We start from the raw sequence: 16,337 nt of genomic DNA, 5'->3' as shown, positions 1-16,337 counted from the left end.
GCTGCAAGCGGCAAGTTGTCGGAATCAATGCGGTAGTTACATGTGCGTAACTACCGCTTGTAGCTGATTGCTTGGGGCTTGAAGCTGGAGGCTTTAGCCGACGCGATAGTTCGGCGCTTCCTTGGTGATCTGCACGTCATGGACGTGGGACTCAGCCATACCGGCGCCGGTGATGCGAACGAACTCGGGCTTGGTGCGCATCTGTTCGATGTCGGCACTGCCGGTGTAACCCATGGAGGAACGCAGGCCGCCCATCAACTGATGGATGATGGCCGACAGCGGACCTTTATAGGCCACACGGCCTTCGATACCTTCCGGCACCAGCTTCTCGGCACCGGCGGACGAATCCTGGAAGTAGCGATCGGAAGAGCCTTGCGCCTGGGACATCGCACCCAGCGAGCCCATGCCGCGATAGGCCTTGTAGGAACGGCCCTGGAACAGTTCGATCTCGCCTGGCGCTTCTTCAGTACCGGCGAACATCGAGCCCATCATCACGCAGGAGGCGCCAGCCACGATGGCCTTGGACAGGTCACCGGAGAAGCGGATACCGCCGTCGGCGATCATCGGCACGCCAGTGCCTTCAAGGGCAGCGGAGACGTTGGCGATGGCGCTGATCTGCGGCACGCCGACACCGGCAACGATACGCGTGGTGCAGATGGAGCCCGGGCCGATACCGACCTTGACTGCATCGGCGCCTGCGGCAACCAGTGCCCTGGCTGCTTCGCCAGTGGCGATGTTGCCGCCGATGACCTGCACCTGAGGGAAGTTTTCCTTGACCCAGCGGACGCGGTCGATCACGCCTTTGGAGTGACCGTGAGCGGTGTCGACGACAACAACGTCAACGCCAGCCGCGACCAGTGCGGTGACGCGCTCGCCGGTGTCCTTGCCGGTACCGACTGCAGCGCCGACACGCAGGCGAGCCTGATCGTCCTTGCTGGCCAGCGGGTAAGCCTTGGCTTTTTCGATGTCCTTGACGGTCATCATGCCCTTGAGCGCGAAATTGGCATCCACGATCAGGACTTTTTCAAGACGGTGCTTGTGCAGCAGTTCGCGCACTTCGTTCTTGTCGGCGCCTTCGCGCACGGTGACCAGACGCTCTTTGGGCGTCATCACTTCGCGGACAGGGACATCAAGACGGTTTTCGAAGCGTACGTCGCGGGACGTCACGATGCCGACCAGGTCGCCATTGTGCAGGACCGGTACGCCGGAAATGTTGTGCATGCGGGTGAGTTCGAACAGATCGCGAACAGTGGCGTCGGCTTCGATCGTGATCGGGTCCTTGACGACACCGGCCTCGAACTTCTTGACCTTGCGCACTTCGGCAGCTTGCTGCTCGATGGTCATGTTCTTGTGGATGATACCGATACCGCCTTCCTGGGCCATGGCAATTGCCAGACGGGCCTCGGTGACAGTATCCATTGCAGCAGAGACCAAAGGTATATTCAGCTCGATGCCACGGGTCAAACGGGTTTTCAGACTGACTTCGTTAGGGAGTACCTCGGAATAACCGGGCACAAGGAGAATGTCGTCGAATGTAAGGGCTTCTTGACTGATACGCAGCATCGCGGGGGCTCCCGGGCGGGAAATTGGAAGCGCGCCATTATACCCACAGACCCCGCCCGGCTCAATGTAAACCTCAGCCTATTATCAAAGCTGTTTATAGATGCACATTAACGCAGGAGACCGGGCGATCCAGACGTTCGGCGAAGTCATCCAGAAAGGTCTGCGTGAACGACGCATCCAGCCAGTTGTTGAAGATGAAACCGAGGTTGGAAAACCCGCAGGCGTCGAGAAAAAGAAAGCCGTTGATGTCATCTTCATGGCGGCATTCGGGGCAGGTGAAATTATCGGTGTGACCGGGCATCCAGTCTTCCAGGCTGTCGAACAGCGCCTCCCCCACTTCACGGCGACACTCCGGGCAACCGGCCTCTTCGGCGAAGTCGTTCAGCGGGGTATAGATGCAGCGCTTGGTGACGATTTCCAGGCCATTGACGACCTGCCCGAACGGCAGCGCATCGGGACTCTTCACCACCCGCTTCGCTCCCGATGCCACCGCGTAGGCCATCTTGTTATAGGTGCGTCCGCAGGTGGTCAGCTCCGGCTCGACCACATCGAGCTTGACCAGCCAGCGCAGAATGAGCCGCGCCCTGGCCTCGTGCCCGGGAAAGGTGGAAATTTGCGGGACGATGATGCTTTGGGTGTTCATAACGGAGCGTCGCTTAAAGCTGTTCGAGGCCGCAGCTTAATGGGCTGGCCATTCAGGTCAAGAAGCAATCCTGCCTTTACTGACGAGACAGACCTGTGCGCCAGACCGGCATTGCCATTATGATGCCCGACATGATCAAAGACCCTTTCGCAAGACTCGGCCTCGACCGGGAAGTCCTTACTGTCAGCCAGCTCAACGGCCGCGCCCGCGTGCTGCTGGAAGACGTGTTCAGCAGCATCTGGGTCGAGGGCGAGATCTCCAACCTCTCGCGCCCGGCCTCGGGCCATGTGTACTTCACGTTGAAGGACTCCGGCGCGCAGGTCCGCTGCGCCTTGTTCCGGCAGAGCGCGGCGCGGGTGCGTCAGGCGCTCAAGGACGGCTTGCAGGTCAAGGTGCGCGGTAAGGTATCGCTGTTTGAAGGCCGCGGCGACTATCAGTTGATTCTCGATACGGTGGAACCTGCCGGTGACGGTGCATTGCGCCTGGCGTTCGATGCGCTGAAAGCCAAGCTCAGCGACGAAGGCCTGTTCAGCGCCGAGCGCAAGGTCGCGCTGCCGCTGCACCCGCAACGCATCGGAATTATCAGTTCTCCGACCGGTGCGGTGATCCGCGACATCATCAGCGTGTTCCGCCGTCGCGCGCCGCGGGTCGAGCTGACCTTGATTCCCACCGCCGTTCAGGGCCGCGAGGCGATCAACCAGATTGTCCGCGCACTGAAGCTGGCCGACAGCAGAGGCTTCGATGCGCTGATCCTGGCCCGTGGCGGCGGCTCGCTGGAAGACCTGTGGTGCTTCAACGAAGAAGCCGTCGCCCGTGCCATCGACGCCTGCGTAACGCCGATTGTCAGCGCTGTCGGGCATGAAACCGATGTGTCCATCAGCGACTTTGTCGCCGACGTGCGGGCACCGACGCCCTCTGCCGCCGCTGAACTGCTCGCCCCGGACTCCAGCGACCTGCATCGACGCGTCGACAACCTGCACCGGCGACTGGTCAGCCGCATGCAGGACCGTCTGATGCGCGAGCGGCTGCGTCTCGAGGGTATTTCCCGGCGTCTGCGTCACCCCGGCGAGCGCTTGCGTCAGCAGTCGCAGCGGCTGGATGACCTGGACATGCGCCTGCGCCGCGCCTTTGAACAGAACATGCATCAACGTCAGCTGCGTCTGGCGCATATGCAGAGCCGCCTTGCTGCCCAGCATCCAGGCCGGACCCTGGCCTTTTTGCGCCAGCGTCTGGATACCCTGGCCGAGCGTCTGCCGCGAGCCATTCGCGAACAGATCAAGGCGCGCAAGCTGCAACTGCAAAGCCAGGTGCAGACCCTCAACGTGGTCAGCCCGCTCGCCACACTGGGACGCGGTTACAGCATTCTGCTCGACGAGCGCGGCCACGCGATCCGCAACGCGGCACAGACGCAAACGGGCCAACGACTTACCGCCAGGCTCGGCGAAGGCGAACTGCAAGTACGCGTCGAAGACAATCACCTCACACCTGTGACCCTCTCCCTTCTGGACTGACTGCCTGATGCTACGTTTTATCGCCCCGCTGTTCGCCCTGCTGCTCTGTCTGCCCGCCCACGCCGACAGCTTTATTGCCCGCGCACTCGACAAACCGGTGCCCGGCGGTGTGGCGGTTATCGATCTGGGCACAGGCGCCCAGGCACCGACCGCCACCTATCAAGGCAAACCGGTGCTGGTGGTCAAGGAACAGGGCACGCGCTGGCTGGCCATCGTCGGCATTCCTTTGACCGTCAAACCCGGCACCCAGCAGGTCACCTCCGGCGGGCGCACGCTCAACTTCACCGTTGGCATCAAGAAATACCCGGAACAGCACATCACGCTCAAGAACAAACGTCAGGTCAATCCCAACCCCGAAGACAACAAACGCATCGAGGGCGAACTGGCCGAGCAACTGCGCGCCTACCGCAGTTTCAGCCCAGGCACGCCGAGCAACCTGATTCTGGACAAGCCGGTCAACGGCCCGCTGTCGAGCAAGTTCGGCGTGCGTCGCTTCTTCAATGGCGAAGAGCGCAACCCGCATTCGGGCCTCGACTTCGCGGTGCCGGCCGGCACGCCGATCAAATCCCCGGCAGCGGGCAAGGTCATCCTGACCGGCAATTACTTCTTCAATGGCAACACGGTATTCGTCGACCACGGGCAAGGCTTCATCAGCATGTTTTGCCATATGTCGAAGATCGACGTGAAGGTCGGCGACCTCGTCCCGCGTGGCGGAGTGGTCGGCAAAGTCGGCGCCACAGGTCGCGCAACCGGGCCGCACATGCACTGGAACGTCAGCCTCAACGATGCACGCGTGGACCCGGCGATCTTCATCGGCGCGTTTCAGCCGTAAGCCTGTTGGTGAGCGAGCGCTACGGCGCTCGCTCACACGACCCCTCACTTGCGCACATCGCTTTCGAACAACAATAACCCGCACATAACGCTTCAGATACCGCTATAAAAACTCGCCAACGACGTATTTTCGAGAATTTATTCTAATCTTTTTCAAGTGCTTGCCATCATCCATGCCAATGGTTACGGTTGGCCTCATGAAAACCTCTCAAACCCTTATTCTGTTGCGCCAACACCGGTGCCTCAGCCTGGTCAGCGCCCGACTGCCTGGCTAGCATGCCGTGCCCCGTCCCTGTGTTCGCAATTCCCTGTGCTATCTATCCAGAACGGCAGGCCGCCCAACCCCGGCCCCGTGAATACAAAAGGATTTCCTGATGACCATGCTCAAAGACCCGTCGAAGAAGTACCGCGCGTTCCCGACCATTGATCTGCCTGACCGTACCTGGCCTTCGAAGACCATCGACGCAGTGCCGATCTGGTGCAGCTCCGATCTGCGCGACGGCAACCAGTCGCTGATCGAACCGATGGACGCGGCCAAGAAGCTGCGCTTCTGGAAAACCCTGGTCAGCGTCGGCGTCAAGGAAATCGAGGCATCCTTTCCATCGGCTTCGCAGACTGACTTCGACTTCGTGCGTACCCTGATCGAAGACGGCCACATCCCGGATGACACCACCATTCAGGTACTGACCCAGGCTCGCGAAGACCTGATCGCCCGCACCTTCGAATCACTGCGCGGCGCCAAGAAAGCCATCGTTCATCTGTATAACGCGACCTGCCCATCGTTCCGCCGCATTGTCTTCAATCAGGACAAGGCCGGGGTGAAGGAGATCGCGGTCAACGCCGCCAAGCTGTTCGTCAAATACGCAGCACAGCAGCCGGAAACCCAGTGGACCTTCCAGTACTCGCCGGAGACCTTCAGTGCGACCGAGCTGGAATTCGCCAAGGAAGTCTGTGATGCGGTGATCGAGGTGTGGAACCCCACACCCGAGAACAAGGTGATCCTCAACCTCCCGGCCACCGTGGAAGTGGCGACACCCAACATTTACGCCGACCAGATCGAATGGTTTGGCCGCAACATTACCCGCCGCGACAGCGTGCTGATCAGCCTGCATACCCACAACGACCGTGGTACGGGCGTTGCAGCTACCGAACTGGGCCTGATGGCCGGTGCGGATCGCGTCGAAGGCTGCCTGTTCGGTAACGGCGAGCGGACCGGTAACGTCGATCTGGTCACCGTGGCGCTGAACCTCTACACCCAGGGCATCAATCCCGGGCTGGACTTCTCGGACATCGACGGCGTGCGCAAGGTCGTCGAAGAGTGCAACCAGATCCCGGTGCACCCACGTCATCCGTACGTTGGCGACCTGGTTCACACCGCGTTCTCCGGCTCGCACCAGGATGCGATCCGCAAGGGTTTCACCCAGCAGAAGGAAGGCGAGTTGTGGGAAGTGCCTTACCTGCCGATCGACCCGGCCGACATCGGTCGCAGCTACGAGGCGGTGATTCGCGTCAACAGCCAGTCAGGCAAAGGTGGCATCGCTTACCTGCTGGAACAGGAATATGGCATTTCCCTGCCACGCCGCATGCAGATCGAGTTCAGCCAGGTGGTTCAGGGTGAAACCGATCGCCTGGGCCTGGAGATGACGGCCGAGCAGATTCACTCGCTGTTGCGTCGTGAATACCTGCAAGCCAACGTTCCTTATGCGCTGATCAGCCATAAGTTGCAGGAAGAGAACGGCAACAGCTCGGTAGATGCCGAGGTGCACGTCGACGGCGAAACCCAGCACTGGCGTGGCAAGGGCAAGGGCGCCCTGGAAGCACTGGTCGCCGGTCTGCCAGTGGCCGTGGAAATCATGGACTACAACGAGCATGCGATCGGTTCGGGTACGACCGCCAAGGCGGCCGCCTACATTGAGCTGCGCGTGAATGGCGAACGCGCCGTGCATGGTGTGGGCATCGATGAAAACATCACCACGGCGAGCTTCCGCGCCCTGTTCAGCGCGCTTAATCGTTCAATCAGTCAGACGCAAGCCAAGGCTGCCTGATTCGATAGCCGGATGGCGGACGCAGGTCCGCCATCCGCAGCGCCCGCTTCCCTCCCCCGCCTCACGCGGCACCTGCCTCTTGCATTCCGCGCATGACCCTGCCTGTTTCGGCATAATCTTTTTCATTTATGCTGTGGTAGCATGCTGCCCTTACTCCAGAGCGCGCCCAATCCAACAGCAATTCATATGCTGACGATGCCTGCTCGGACTTACCTGCCAGCTGCACCTTTCCTATAAAACCAAGACGACTATTGCATTGATTTCCGGACGAAAAGAATGCTCGGGCAGACCCACCGTGCATTGAAATTACCATCGGCCTCGGTACGCTGAGCTGATCCAATCACATTTGGAGCGATTATGCCCAAGGCTTCCCATCAAGATTTGCGCCGCAGCTTCCGTGCGCTCACCTCGTCGAACGCTTGCTTTCACACAGCCTCGGTGTTCGACCCCATGTCAGCGCGAATCGCAGCGGATCTGGGCTTTGAAGTAGGCATCCTCGGCGGCTCCGTGGCGTCGCTGCAAGTCCTGGCAGCCCCTGACTTCGCCCTCATCACCCTGAGTGAATTCGTTGAACAGGCCACGCGCATCGGCCGTGTCGCACAGCTCCCGGTCATCGCGGACGCAGACCATGGTTATGGCAATGCCCTTAACGTCATGCGCACCGTTGTCGAACTGGAACGTGCCGGTATTTCTGCACTGACGATTGAAGATACCCTGCTGCCGGCGCAGTTCGGACGCAAATCCACGGACCTGATTTCCACTGCAGAAGGTGTTGGCAAGATCCGCGCAGCGCTGGAAGCACGTGTCGATCCGGAGATGTCGATTTTCGCTCGCACCAACGCGGCGATCATTCCGGTTCAGGAAGCCATCAGCCGGGTCCAGCAATACCAGGCTGCCGGAGCTGACGGCATTACCATCGTCGGCATTCGTGACTTCGATCACCTGGCGCAGATATCCGAAGGTGTGACCGTGCCGCTGATGCTGGTGACGTACGGCAACCCGGAACTGCACGATAACGCGCGCCTTGCCGAGATGGGTGTGAGGGTCTGCGTACATGGCCACGCAGCGTACTTCGCCGCGATCAAGGCCACCTACGATTGCCTGCGCGAACAGCGCCAGATACTGGGCAACGAATCGAACATGAGCGCAACCGAACTGACCCACACCTATACGCAGCCTGAAGACTACGTAGAGTGGGCCCGCAAGTTCATGAACGTGAACGAGTGACAGGCAACGCCGGACGCTGCGCCGCCTGATCGGGGGCAGACGCAGCTGAATGCCCACGCGACACCGCGCGTGGGCATGATGAGCGTCACTTCGGACGCTCATCAGGAGGGATCACGCAGTGGTGTTCACGCCACCTTCAGTCTCCAATTGCAACAACGAGGCCTGCAAGGTCTGCAGGTTGGCACTGGTGCTCGCTATCTGACCCTGAATCGCCATGGATTTCTGGGCCTTTTCTTCCGCCGTGCCTTTGCTGCTCTGTGCGGCAGCCAACTGCGCTTTCTGCTCGGCGAGTTGTTTCTGAGCGTCCTTGATCTGCTGCTTTATTTGCTCGATGGTCTGATTGAGAGACGACTCGCTGGAGCCACCCACGCTGCCGCCGCCACCCGCCGCACCGGCCTTGCCACCTTCGGTGGATGCCTGATCAGAGCTTTTCTCTGTTTCGGTAGTCGTGGTGGCGGCAGCAGCAGTGGCCTTGGCTGTTTCAGCCTCGGTAGGTTTAATCGCTAAGGTCAACGAGCTTGAGTAACTGTTCAGCGTGGATGTATTGATGGTAGTCATGGCGGTCTCCAGGAATTCTGGAGAAGCTATCGGCCGACCAGAAACATTCTGAAGTACTTTTATTCAATATTAAATGAATCAGCATCCAGCCCGGCTGGAAACCGTGTGCGATAGGCATGCAAGTCTGCCGCGCTTAGCTTCGCCTTGAACACTCCGTCCGCTTCGCCCACGCTCAACAGGCTCTCGCCCTGGAAATCCAGAACCTGACTGTCACCAGTGTAAGCGAAGCCCTTGCCGTCCGATCCGACCCGGTTGACTGCCGCCACATAGCACAGGTTTTCAATGGCTCTGGCAGGCAGCAAGCGATTCCAGTGCAGACGCCGCGCACCCGGCCAGTTGGCGGTGTACAGCAACAGGTCGGTGTCCTGAGCGTCACGGCTCCAGACCGGAAAGCGCAGGTCATAGCAGATCAGCGGCCGTACACGCCAGCCGTTGAGTTCAAACATGACCTGGCGATCGCCCGGCGTGTAATGCTCGTGCTCTCCGGCCATGCGAAACAGGTGGCGCTTGTCGTAATGCAGCAGCGCACCATCCGGTCGCGCCCACAGCAAGCGGTTGCGATGACTGCCATCGGCAGCGCGGATCATGACGCTGCCGGTCACTACGGCGTCGATACGCCTGGCCTGCGCCAGTAGCCATGCCGATGTAGGCCCGGCTTCCGGTTCTGACAGCGCCTCGGACTCCATCGAGAACCCGGTGGTGAACATTTCCGGCAGGATCACCAGGTCCGCGCCGCGCGCCTGATCCAGCAATGGCTCGAAATGCTCGAGATTGGCCTCGCGATCATGCCACGCCAGCGTGGTCTGGATCAGCGCGAGGTTGAGGTTCGGCAGCCCGCTTAGATCGCGCATAGTTTCTCCGCCGCCTGACGCAACGTCTCTTCCTGTTTGGCAAAGCACAGGCGGATCAGGCGCTGCCCTGCTGGCGGGCTCTGGTAGAACACAGAAATCGGAATGCTCGCCACACCGTGTTCACGGGTCATCCACAAGGCCATGTCGACATCGTTGAGGTCGGGCCTGATCTGCGAGTAATCGACCAACTGGAAATAAGTCCCGCCCACCGGCCGGAAGCTGAAACGCGACTCGGCCAGATGACCACAGAAAAAGTCGCGCTTGGCCTGATAAAAGCCTGGCAGTTCATCGACATGCTCCGGGTGTTCGGCCATGAAGTCGGCCAACGCGTACTGCAAAGGCGTGACACCGCAGAAGCTCACATACTGATGCACCTTGCGCAACTCGGCGGTCAATGCTGGCGGCGCGACCACATAGCCGGTTTTCCAGCCAGTGACGTGATACGTCTTGCCGAACGAGCTGACGACGAAGGCGCGCTGATACAACGCTTCATGGTCAAGCACACTGACATGGCGTGCGCCGTCGAACACCAGATGCTCATAGACTTCGTCGCTGAGCAGGTAGATGTGGCGATCGGCAATCAACGCGGCCAGCCGATCGAGCTCTGCACGGCTGATCAACGCGCCGCTGGGGTTGTGCGGGCTGTTGATGACGATCATGCGGGTACGCGGGCTCAGCGCATCGCTGAGCTTTTGCCAGTCGATGGAGAAGTCATCCAGCCCCAGTTGCACATGCACGCAGCGCCCACCGGCCAGTTCGACGGCGGGCTCGTAGCTGTCATAGCAAGGGTCGAAAATGATCACTTCGTCACCAGCGCGAATAACGCTATGGATCGCGCAGAAAATCGCCTGCGTGGCACCCGGTGTGATGGTGATTTCGCTGTCCGGATTGACCGTACGCCCATAGCTGCGGGCGATCTTTGCCGCGACTTGCTGACGAAGCGCAGGCAGGCCGGTCATCGGTGAGTATTGGTTATGGCCTTGAGTGACGTGTCGGCAGACTGCATCACGCAGCGCCTGCGGCCCGTCAAAATCGGGAAACCCCTGGGACAGGTTGATAGCGCCGGTTTCGGCGGCCAGCTGTGACATGACGGTGAAGATAGTGGTGCCCACGTTGGGCAACTTGCTGTCGATCATGGAACCCTTTCCCTGCAATCTCCCGGCACCGGGCGGCACGGGTCAAGCAGGATAGCCCATTAAACGGCCACAAAAAAAGGCGCCGAAGCGCCTTTTTCCCGATGCTGACTCAGCGCTTGTCGCGGCGCTTCTTGTCGGCCTTCTTGTGGTGCGACATCATCCGACGCTTCTTGTTGACCTGACGGTCAGTGAGCGTGTTCTTGTTGCCTTCATACGGGTTCTCGCCGCCCTTGAACTCGATACGGATTGGCGTACCGACCAGCTTGAGCACACGCCGGTAGGTGTTTTCCAGATAACGGACGTAGGACTTGGGTACCTTCTCGACCTGGTTACCGTGGATTACGATCAGCGGCGGGTTGGCACCCCCCAGGTGGGCATAACGCAGCTTGATGCGGCGGCTGCCGACCATCGGTGGCGCATGCTCGCTGACCGCATCTTCGAGAATCTGCGTCAGGCGGCTGGTTGGCCAGCGCGTTACCGCGGACTTGAACGAGTTCTGTACCGACTGATACAGGTTGCCCACGCCCGTGCCATGCATGGCCGAGATAAAGTGGATGTCGGCGAAGTCGACGAAGAACAACCGGCGCTCCAGTTCGATCTTCACGAAATCGCGTTCGCCCGGCGTCATGCCGTCCCACTTGTTCAGCGCGATGACCAGCGCACGACCCGCTTCAAGGGCGAAGCCCAGCAGGTTCAGGTCGTGGTCGACCACACCTTCGCGGGCGTCCATCACAAAGATCACCACGTTGGCGTCCTTGATGGCCTGCAGCGTCTTGACCACCGAGAACTTTTCGACTTCCTCGTGGATCTTGCCGCGCTTGCGCACACCGGCGGTGTCGATCAGCGTGTACTTCTCTTCGTTACGCTCGAAGGGAATGTAGATACTGTCGCGCGTGGTGCCTGGCTCGTCATAGACGATAACCCGGTCTTCACCCAGCATGCGGTTGACCAGCGTCGACTTGCCGACGTTGGGACGACCGATGATGGCGATCTTGATGCCGTCTTTCTCGCTCGGGCCGGGGATGCGCTTGGCTTCCTGACCTTCGGCGACTTCCTCGACCTCAACGCCCTCTTCAGGCTCGTCCTCGTCCCTGGGGAATTCCCGCAGGGCGATTTCAAGCATCTGCGAGATGCCACGGCCGTGGGCACCGGCCACCGGAATGGCGTCGCCCAGACCCATCGGGCTGAACTCGGCACGCGCCAGGTTCTCGTCGATGTTGTCGATCTTGTTGGCAACTACGTAGGAACGCTTGTTGCGCTTGCGCAGGTGCTCACCAATCATCTGATCAGCAGCGGTGTAGCCCGCACGGGCGTCCACCAGAAACAGCACCACATCGGCTTCTTCAATGGCCAGCAGCGACTGCTCGGCCATCTTTTCGTCCATGCCATGCTCGTCACCGGAGATACCGCCGGTGTCGATCAGAATATAGGAGCGCCCTTGCCACTTCGCCTCTCCGTATTGGCGATCACGGGTAAGACCGGACAGATCGCCGACAATGGCGTCGCGAGTCCTGGTCAGGCGGTTGAACATGGTGGACTTGCCGACGTTCGGTCGACCCACCAGGGCGATTACGGGAACCATGCGGCTCTCCACTTCGTTATTTCAGAAAATACAAAAGCCGCTGCAGGGCAGCGGCCGGAGTTCGGGGCGATGCCACAAAGGCACCGCAGCCTTGCCGAAGCAAGGGCACCCGGGGCCATTGGCCCCGGGCATGGACACTTATTGCTTGATGGTCAGGGCTTCCAGTTTGCCGCTGTTGCCATACACGTAAATCATGTCCCCAACCACCAGCGGACGCGCACGCAGGCCGTCGCTGTCGATACGTTCGCGACCGACAAAACGACCGTCCACCTGGCTCAACAGGTGCAGGTAGCCTTCCATGTCACCGACCGCTACGTAGCTGGAATACACTTCCGGCGCGCCGAGCTGGCGGCGAGCCAGTGATTCGTTGCTCCACAGTGCAGAGGACGAACGCTCGTCGATACCTTCGACAGTACCGGAGGCCAGAGTGGCATAGACGCTGCCAAAGCCCTGGGCGACACCCGAGTAGCTCGAAGCATCACGCTGCCAGAGCACACGACCGCTTTCCAGATCGAGACCGGCGACGCGACCCTGATAGGTAGCGACGTACAGCGTACCGCCGGACAGCAACAGGCCGCCGTCGATATCGACGACACGATCCAGTTCCGAGCGGCCTTGCGGGATGGCAACACGCTGTTCCCAGATCGGCACGCCGTTGGTGATATCCAGAGCGACGACCTTGCCGGTCGACAGACCCGCTACGGCAAGACGGTTGGTTGCCAGCGGAGCACCCGTGCCGCGCAGGGTCAGCACCGCCGGCGTACTTTCGTAGATCCAGAGCTGCGAACCGGTAGAAGCGTCGAAACCGACGATGCGGTCATCCTGAGTCTGGACAACGACCACAGAACCGTTGGTGGCCGGCGGAGCCAGCACTTCACTGGTCACATGGGCGCGCCACTTTTCCTCACCGGACGTGGCGTCCATGGCAATCACTTCACCCTTGAGGGTGCCGATCATTACCAGGCCATAGCCCACGCCGACTGCACCGGAAACGGGCAGATCGAGATCCTTCTTCCAGATCACGTCGCCAGTCAGACGATCCAGCGACACGACTTCGCCCGTGACGTCCGCCGCATAGATGCGGTCGCCGTCAATGGCTGGCACGAGCATGTTGTAAGTCTTGCCCTGGCCGTCGCCAACGGAACGGCTCCACTGCTTGTGCAGAACCACTTCTTCTTTGAAGTCGGTCAGCTCGGCCGGAGGCAATTCCTTTTTGCTGTTGCTGCTGCAACCCGCGGCCAGAATGGCCAGAGCCAGCAATGCTGCATGTTTCCAACGAATCACGTCACGCATCCCCTTTCGCCAGATCGTCGAGCTTCATTTGCAGGCCACCCACTGCTGCGTCTTCGGACAGAGCAGATTTGGCCTTTTGGTATGCAGCATACGCCTCGTCGGTACGACCCAGCTGTACCAGCAGGTCACCCTTGAGTTCTTCACGACTGGCGAGGAAAGCCTTGTCGGCATCGCCGTCGAGCAGCTTCAGCGCGTCATCGGTCTTGTTCTGCGCAGCCAGCACGCGTGCCAGACGCTGACGGGCAATCTCGCCCAGCGTGTCGTTGGCAGGCTTGTCGGCCACGGTTTTCAGCTCGGCTGCAGCATCATCCAGCTTGCCGGCATCGACCGCCACCTTGGCGACGAACAGGCTACCGAACTGTGCGTAGGTAGTGCCACCGAATTCGCTTTTCAGTTTGCCGGAGATCTCGGCGACACGTGCGGTGTCTGCCTGGCCACTGGGCGTCAGTGCGGTTTCCAGCAATTGCTGATAAAGCATCGAGGCGCCTTGCGACTGGCTGGCCTGATACCTGTGCCAGAACTGCCAACCCAGAACCACGACCAGCGCAAGCAGACCGCCGGTCAACAGAGGTTTGCCGTTGCGCTGCCACCAGTCCTTCATTACCGCCAGCTCTTCATCTTCGGTACCCGACACCCCAATACTCCTATTCGCTAAACGGCTGTTAAATCAGCTTCAACCCTGCACGACGCAGGAGGCCAGGTGCTCCGACAGAGCATCCCAGGCAATATTTTGTTGTTCACCCTGACCGCGCAGGGGTTTGACGCCAATGACCTTCGCCGCCAGTTCTTCTTCGCCGAGGATCAGCGCGTACAGCGCACCGCTCTTGTCGGCTTTCTTGAACTGGCTTTTGAAGCTGCCGGCACCGGCGTTGACCTGCAACCGCAGAGTCGGCAGCTGATCACGCACCTTTTCGGTCAGTGCCAGCGCAGCCAGCTCGGCGGCTTCGCCAAATGCGCACAGGTAGACATCGACCTGACGGGCAATCTCTTCCGGCACCTGCTCAAGGGTTTCGAGCAGCAGCACCAGTCGCTCGATGCCCATCGCGAAACCGACGCCTGCAGTAGGCTTGCCGCCCATCTGCTCGACCAGACCGTCGTAACGACCGCCCGCACAGACCGTACCCTGGGCACCGAGCTGGTCGGTGACCCACTCGAAAACGGTCTTGCTGTAGTAATCCAGGCCACGCACCAGCTTGGGATTGATCACATAAGGAATACCGGCGGCGTCCAGACGGGCCTTCAGGCCTTCGAAGTGAACGCGGGATTCGTCATCCAGATAGTCAGCCAGTTTCGGCGCATCGATCAGCACAGCCTGGGTTTCAGGGTGCTTGGTGTCCAGCACGCGCAACGGGTTGGTTTTCAGGCGGCGCTGGCTGTCTTCGTCCAGTTGGTCGAGACGTGCCGAGAGGTATTCGACCAGCGCCTCGCGATAACGCGCACGCGCCTCGCTGGTGCCCAGGCTGTTCAGCTCGAGCTTGACGGCGTTGCGAATGCCCAGCAGGCCCCACAGGCGCCAGGTCATGACAATCAGTTCGGCATCGATATCGGGACCGTCCAGGTTGAAGACCTCGACACCGATCTGGTGAAACTGACGATAACGGCCTTTCTGCGGGCGCTCGTGACGGAACATCGGACCGATGTACCACAGTTTCTGAACCTGGCCGCCGCCAGTGATGCCGTGCTCGAGGACCGCACGCACGCACGCGGCAGTGCCTTCAGGGCGCAGGGTCAGAGAGTCGCCGTTGCGGTCGGCGAAGGTGTACATCTCTTTCTCGACGATATCGGTCACTTCACCGATGGAGCGCTTGAACAGCTCGGTGAATTCGACGATAGGCATACGAATCTGCCGGTAACCGTAGTTATCCAGCAGACGGGCAACAGTGCCTTCGAAGTGACGCCACAGCGGCGTCTGCTCGGGCAGAATGTCGTTCATGCCACGAATGGCTTGTAGAGACTTACTCACAAAAAATCCTTAGCAATCCGGGTTAGCCGCGCACGATGACCGAGGCGTCGGCTTCGGCTTTTTCAGCCGCTTTCTCGCGAATCAAGCGTTCCAGCTCATTCACGAGATTGTCATTGGTCAGTTTCTGCGCGGGTTTGCCGTCGATGTAGATCAGGTTCGGCGTGCCACCGGTCAGGCCGATGTGCGCCTCTTTGGCTTCGCCCGGACCATTGACCACACAACCGATGACCGCGACATCGAGCGGCACCAGCAAATCCTCGAGTCGACCTTCCAGCTCGTTCATGGTCTTGACCACATCGAAGTTCTGCCGCGAGCAGCTCGGACAGGCGATGAAGTTGATTCCACGCGAACGAAGGCGCAACGATTTGAGAATGTCGTACCCGACCTTCACTTCCTCGACCGGGTCAGCCGCCAGCGAGATGCGGATAGTATCGCCAATTCCTTCGGCAAGCAGCATACCGAGACCGACAGCCGATTTCACCGTACCCGAACGCAAGCCACCGGCTTCGGTGATGCCCAGGTGCAGCGGCTGAACAATCTCCTTGGCCAGCAGCCGATAGGCCGCGACCGCCATGAACACATCGGAAGCCTTGACGCTGACCTTGAAGTCCTGAAAGTTCAGGCGTTGCAGATGCTCGACATGGCGCAGCGCAGACTCTACCAGGGCCTCTGGCGTGGGCTCGCCGTACTTCTTCTGCAGGTCTTTTTCCAGCGAACCGGCATTGACGCCGATACGGATCGGGATGCCCCGATCACGTGCAGCATCGACCACCGCCCGCACACGGTCTTCGCGACCGATGTTGCCCGGGTTGATACGCAGACAGTCGACGCCCAGCTCCGCCACACGCAAGGCGATGCGGTGATCGAAGTGAATGTCGGCGACCAGCGGCACCTTGACCAGTTGCTTGATGCGGCCGAATGCTTCGGCAGCGTCCATGTCCGGCACCGAAACACGCACGATGTCGACACCCGCCGCTTCCAGACGATTGATCTGTGCCACGGTAGCGGCCACATCGTTGGTATCGCTGTTGGTCATGCTCTGCACCGCGATCGGCGCATCACCGCCGACCGGTACGGAACCGACCCATATTTTCCGGGATTCGCGACGCTTGATTGGAGATTCGCCGTGCATGA

General features: G+C 60.3%; 14 protein-coding genes. 4 read left to right on the top strand and 10 right to left on the bottom strand.

Annotation, left to right across the window (positions count from 1 at the left end):
- Positions 1 to 93: 93 nt before the first annotated feature.
- The gene (gene guaB, locus KBY08_RS09030) at positions 94 to 1,563 is read right to left on the bottom strand and encodes an IMP dehydrogenase (RefSeq protein ID WP_003314194.1); all 1,470 of its coding nucleotides are present in this window, start codon (positions 1,561 to 1,563) and stop codon (positions 94 to 96) included.
- 94 nt (positions 1,564 to 1,657) lie between these two features.
- On the bottom strand, positions 1,658 to 2,206 hold the full coding sequence (locus KBY08_RS09025) for a hypothetical protein (protein WP_024660543.1): 549 nt from the start codon (positions 2,204 to 2,206) through the stop codon (positions 1,658 to 1,660).
- Between the two features lie 131 nt (positions 2,207 to 2,337).
- Here KBY08_RS09025 and xseA point away from each other — a divergent pair, with 131 nt between their 5' ends.
- From xseA to KBY08_RS09005, 4 genes are all read left to right on the top strand, one after another.
- Entirely contained in the window at positions 2,338 to 3,717 is a 1,380-nt protein-coding gene (gene xseA / locus KBY08_RS09020; RefSeq protein ID WP_024652114.1) for an exodeoxyribonuclease VII large subunit, read from the top strand.
- A gap of 7 nt (positions 3,718 to 3,724) precedes the next feature.
- Positions 3,725 to 4,549 carry a peptidoglycan DD-metalloendopeptidase family protein gene (locus tag KBY08_RS09015; protein ID WP_024652113.1) on the top strand — a complete coding sequence of 275 codons (825 nt, stop codon included), beginning with the start codon at positions 3,725 to 3,727 and terminating at the stop codon, positions 4,547 to 4,549.
- A gap of 373 nt (positions 4,550 to 4,922) precedes the next feature.
- Positions 4,923 to 6,593, top strand: a complete 1,671-nt coding sequence (gene leuA, locus KBY08_RS09010) for a 2-isopropylmalate synthase (RefSeq protein WP_054092906.1) — start codon at positions 4,923 to 4,925, stop codon at positions 6,591 to 6,593.
- 357 nt (positions 6,594 to 6,950) lie between these two features.
- The gene (locus tag KBY08_RS09005; protein ID WP_004406462.1) at positions 6,951 to 7,820 is read left to right on the top strand and encodes an isocitrate lyase/PEP mutase family protein; all 870 of its coding nucleotides are present in this window, start codon (positions 6,951 to 6,953) and stop codon (positions 7,818 to 7,820) included.
- A gap of 111 nt (positions 7,821 to 7,931) precedes the next feature.
- On the opposite strand, the gene KBY08_RS09000 is transcribed toward KBY08_RS09005, so the two are convergent.
- The 8 genes from KBY08_RS09000 to ispG form a co-directional block, all read right to left on the bottom strand.
- Positions 7,932 to 8,378, bottom strand: a complete 447-nt coding sequence (locus tag KBY08_RS09000; protein WP_004406464.1) for a FlxA-like family protein — start codon at positions 8,376 to 8,378, stop codon at positions 7,932 to 7,934.
- A 59-nt stretch (positions 8,379 to 8,437) separates the two neighbouring features.
- Positions 8,438 to 9,229 carry an amidohydrolase gene (locus KBY08_RS08995; protein ID WP_103377973.1) on the bottom strand — a complete coding sequence of 264 codons (792 nt, stop codon included), beginning with the start codon at positions 9,227 to 9,229 and terminating at the stop codon, positions 8,438 to 8,440.
- Positions 9,217 to 10,365: a pyridoxal phosphate-dependent aminotransferase gene (locus KBY08_RS08990; RefSeq protein ID WP_054092904.1), complete on the bottom strand. Its 1,149-nt coding sequence runs from the start codon at positions 10,363 to 10,365 to the stop codon at positions 9,217 to 9,219. The genes KBY08_RS08995 and KBY08_RS08990 overlap by 13 nt, the downstream gene beginning before the upstream one ends.
- A 109-nt stretch (positions 10,366 to 10,474) precedes the next feature.
- The gene (der, locus tag KBY08_RS08985) at positions 10,475 to 11,947 is read right to left on the bottom strand and encodes a ribosome biogenesis GTPase Der (RefSeq protein ID WP_011266911.1); all 1,473 of its coding nucleotides are present in this window, start codon (positions 11,945 to 11,947) and stop codon (positions 10,475 to 10,477) included.
- 138 nt (positions 11,948 to 12,085) lie between these two features.
- Complete coding sequence (gene bamB, locus KBY08_RS08980) at positions 12,086 to 13,240, bottom strand: outer membrane protein assembly factor BamB (RefSeq protein WP_024642815.1); 1,155 nt, start codon at positions 13,238 to 13,240, stop codon at positions 12,086 to 12,088.
- Complete coding sequence (locus KBY08_RS08975; protein ID WP_002552488.1) at positions 13,233 to 13,874, bottom strand: YfgM family protein; 642 nt, start codon at positions 13,872 to 13,874, stop codon at positions 13,233 to 13,235. The genes bamB and KBY08_RS08975 overlap by 8 nt, the downstream gene beginning before the upstream one ends.
- A gap of 39 nt (positions 13,875 to 13,913) precedes the next feature.
- Positions 13,914 to 15,203: a histidine--tRNA ligase gene (hisS, locus tag KBY08_RS08970; protein ID WP_032656375.1), complete on the bottom strand. Its 1,290-nt coding sequence runs from the start codon at positions 15,201 to 15,203 to the stop codon at positions 13,914 to 13,916.
- A 22-nt stretch (positions 15,204 to 15,225) separates the two neighbouring features.
- On the bottom strand, positions 15,226 to 16,335 hold the full coding sequence (gene ispG, locus KBY08_RS08965) for a flavodoxin-dependent (E)-4-hydroxy-3-methylbut-2-enyl-diphosphate synthase (protein ID WP_004406481.1): 1,110 nt from the start codon (positions 16,333 to 16,335) through the stop codon (positions 15,226 to 15,228).
- Positions 16,336 to 16,337: the final 2 nt, after the last annotated feature.

Source organism: Pseudomonas sp. P135 (genome assembly GCF_020312125.1).
Taxonomy (GTDB): Bacteria; Pseudomonadota; Gammaproteobacteria; order Pseudomonadales; family Pseudomonadaceae; genus Aquipseudomonas; species Aquipseudomonas fragariae.
The sequence above is the reverse complement of the archived record's forward strand: the minus strand, read 5'-3'. Positions and strand labels throughout refer to the sequence as shown.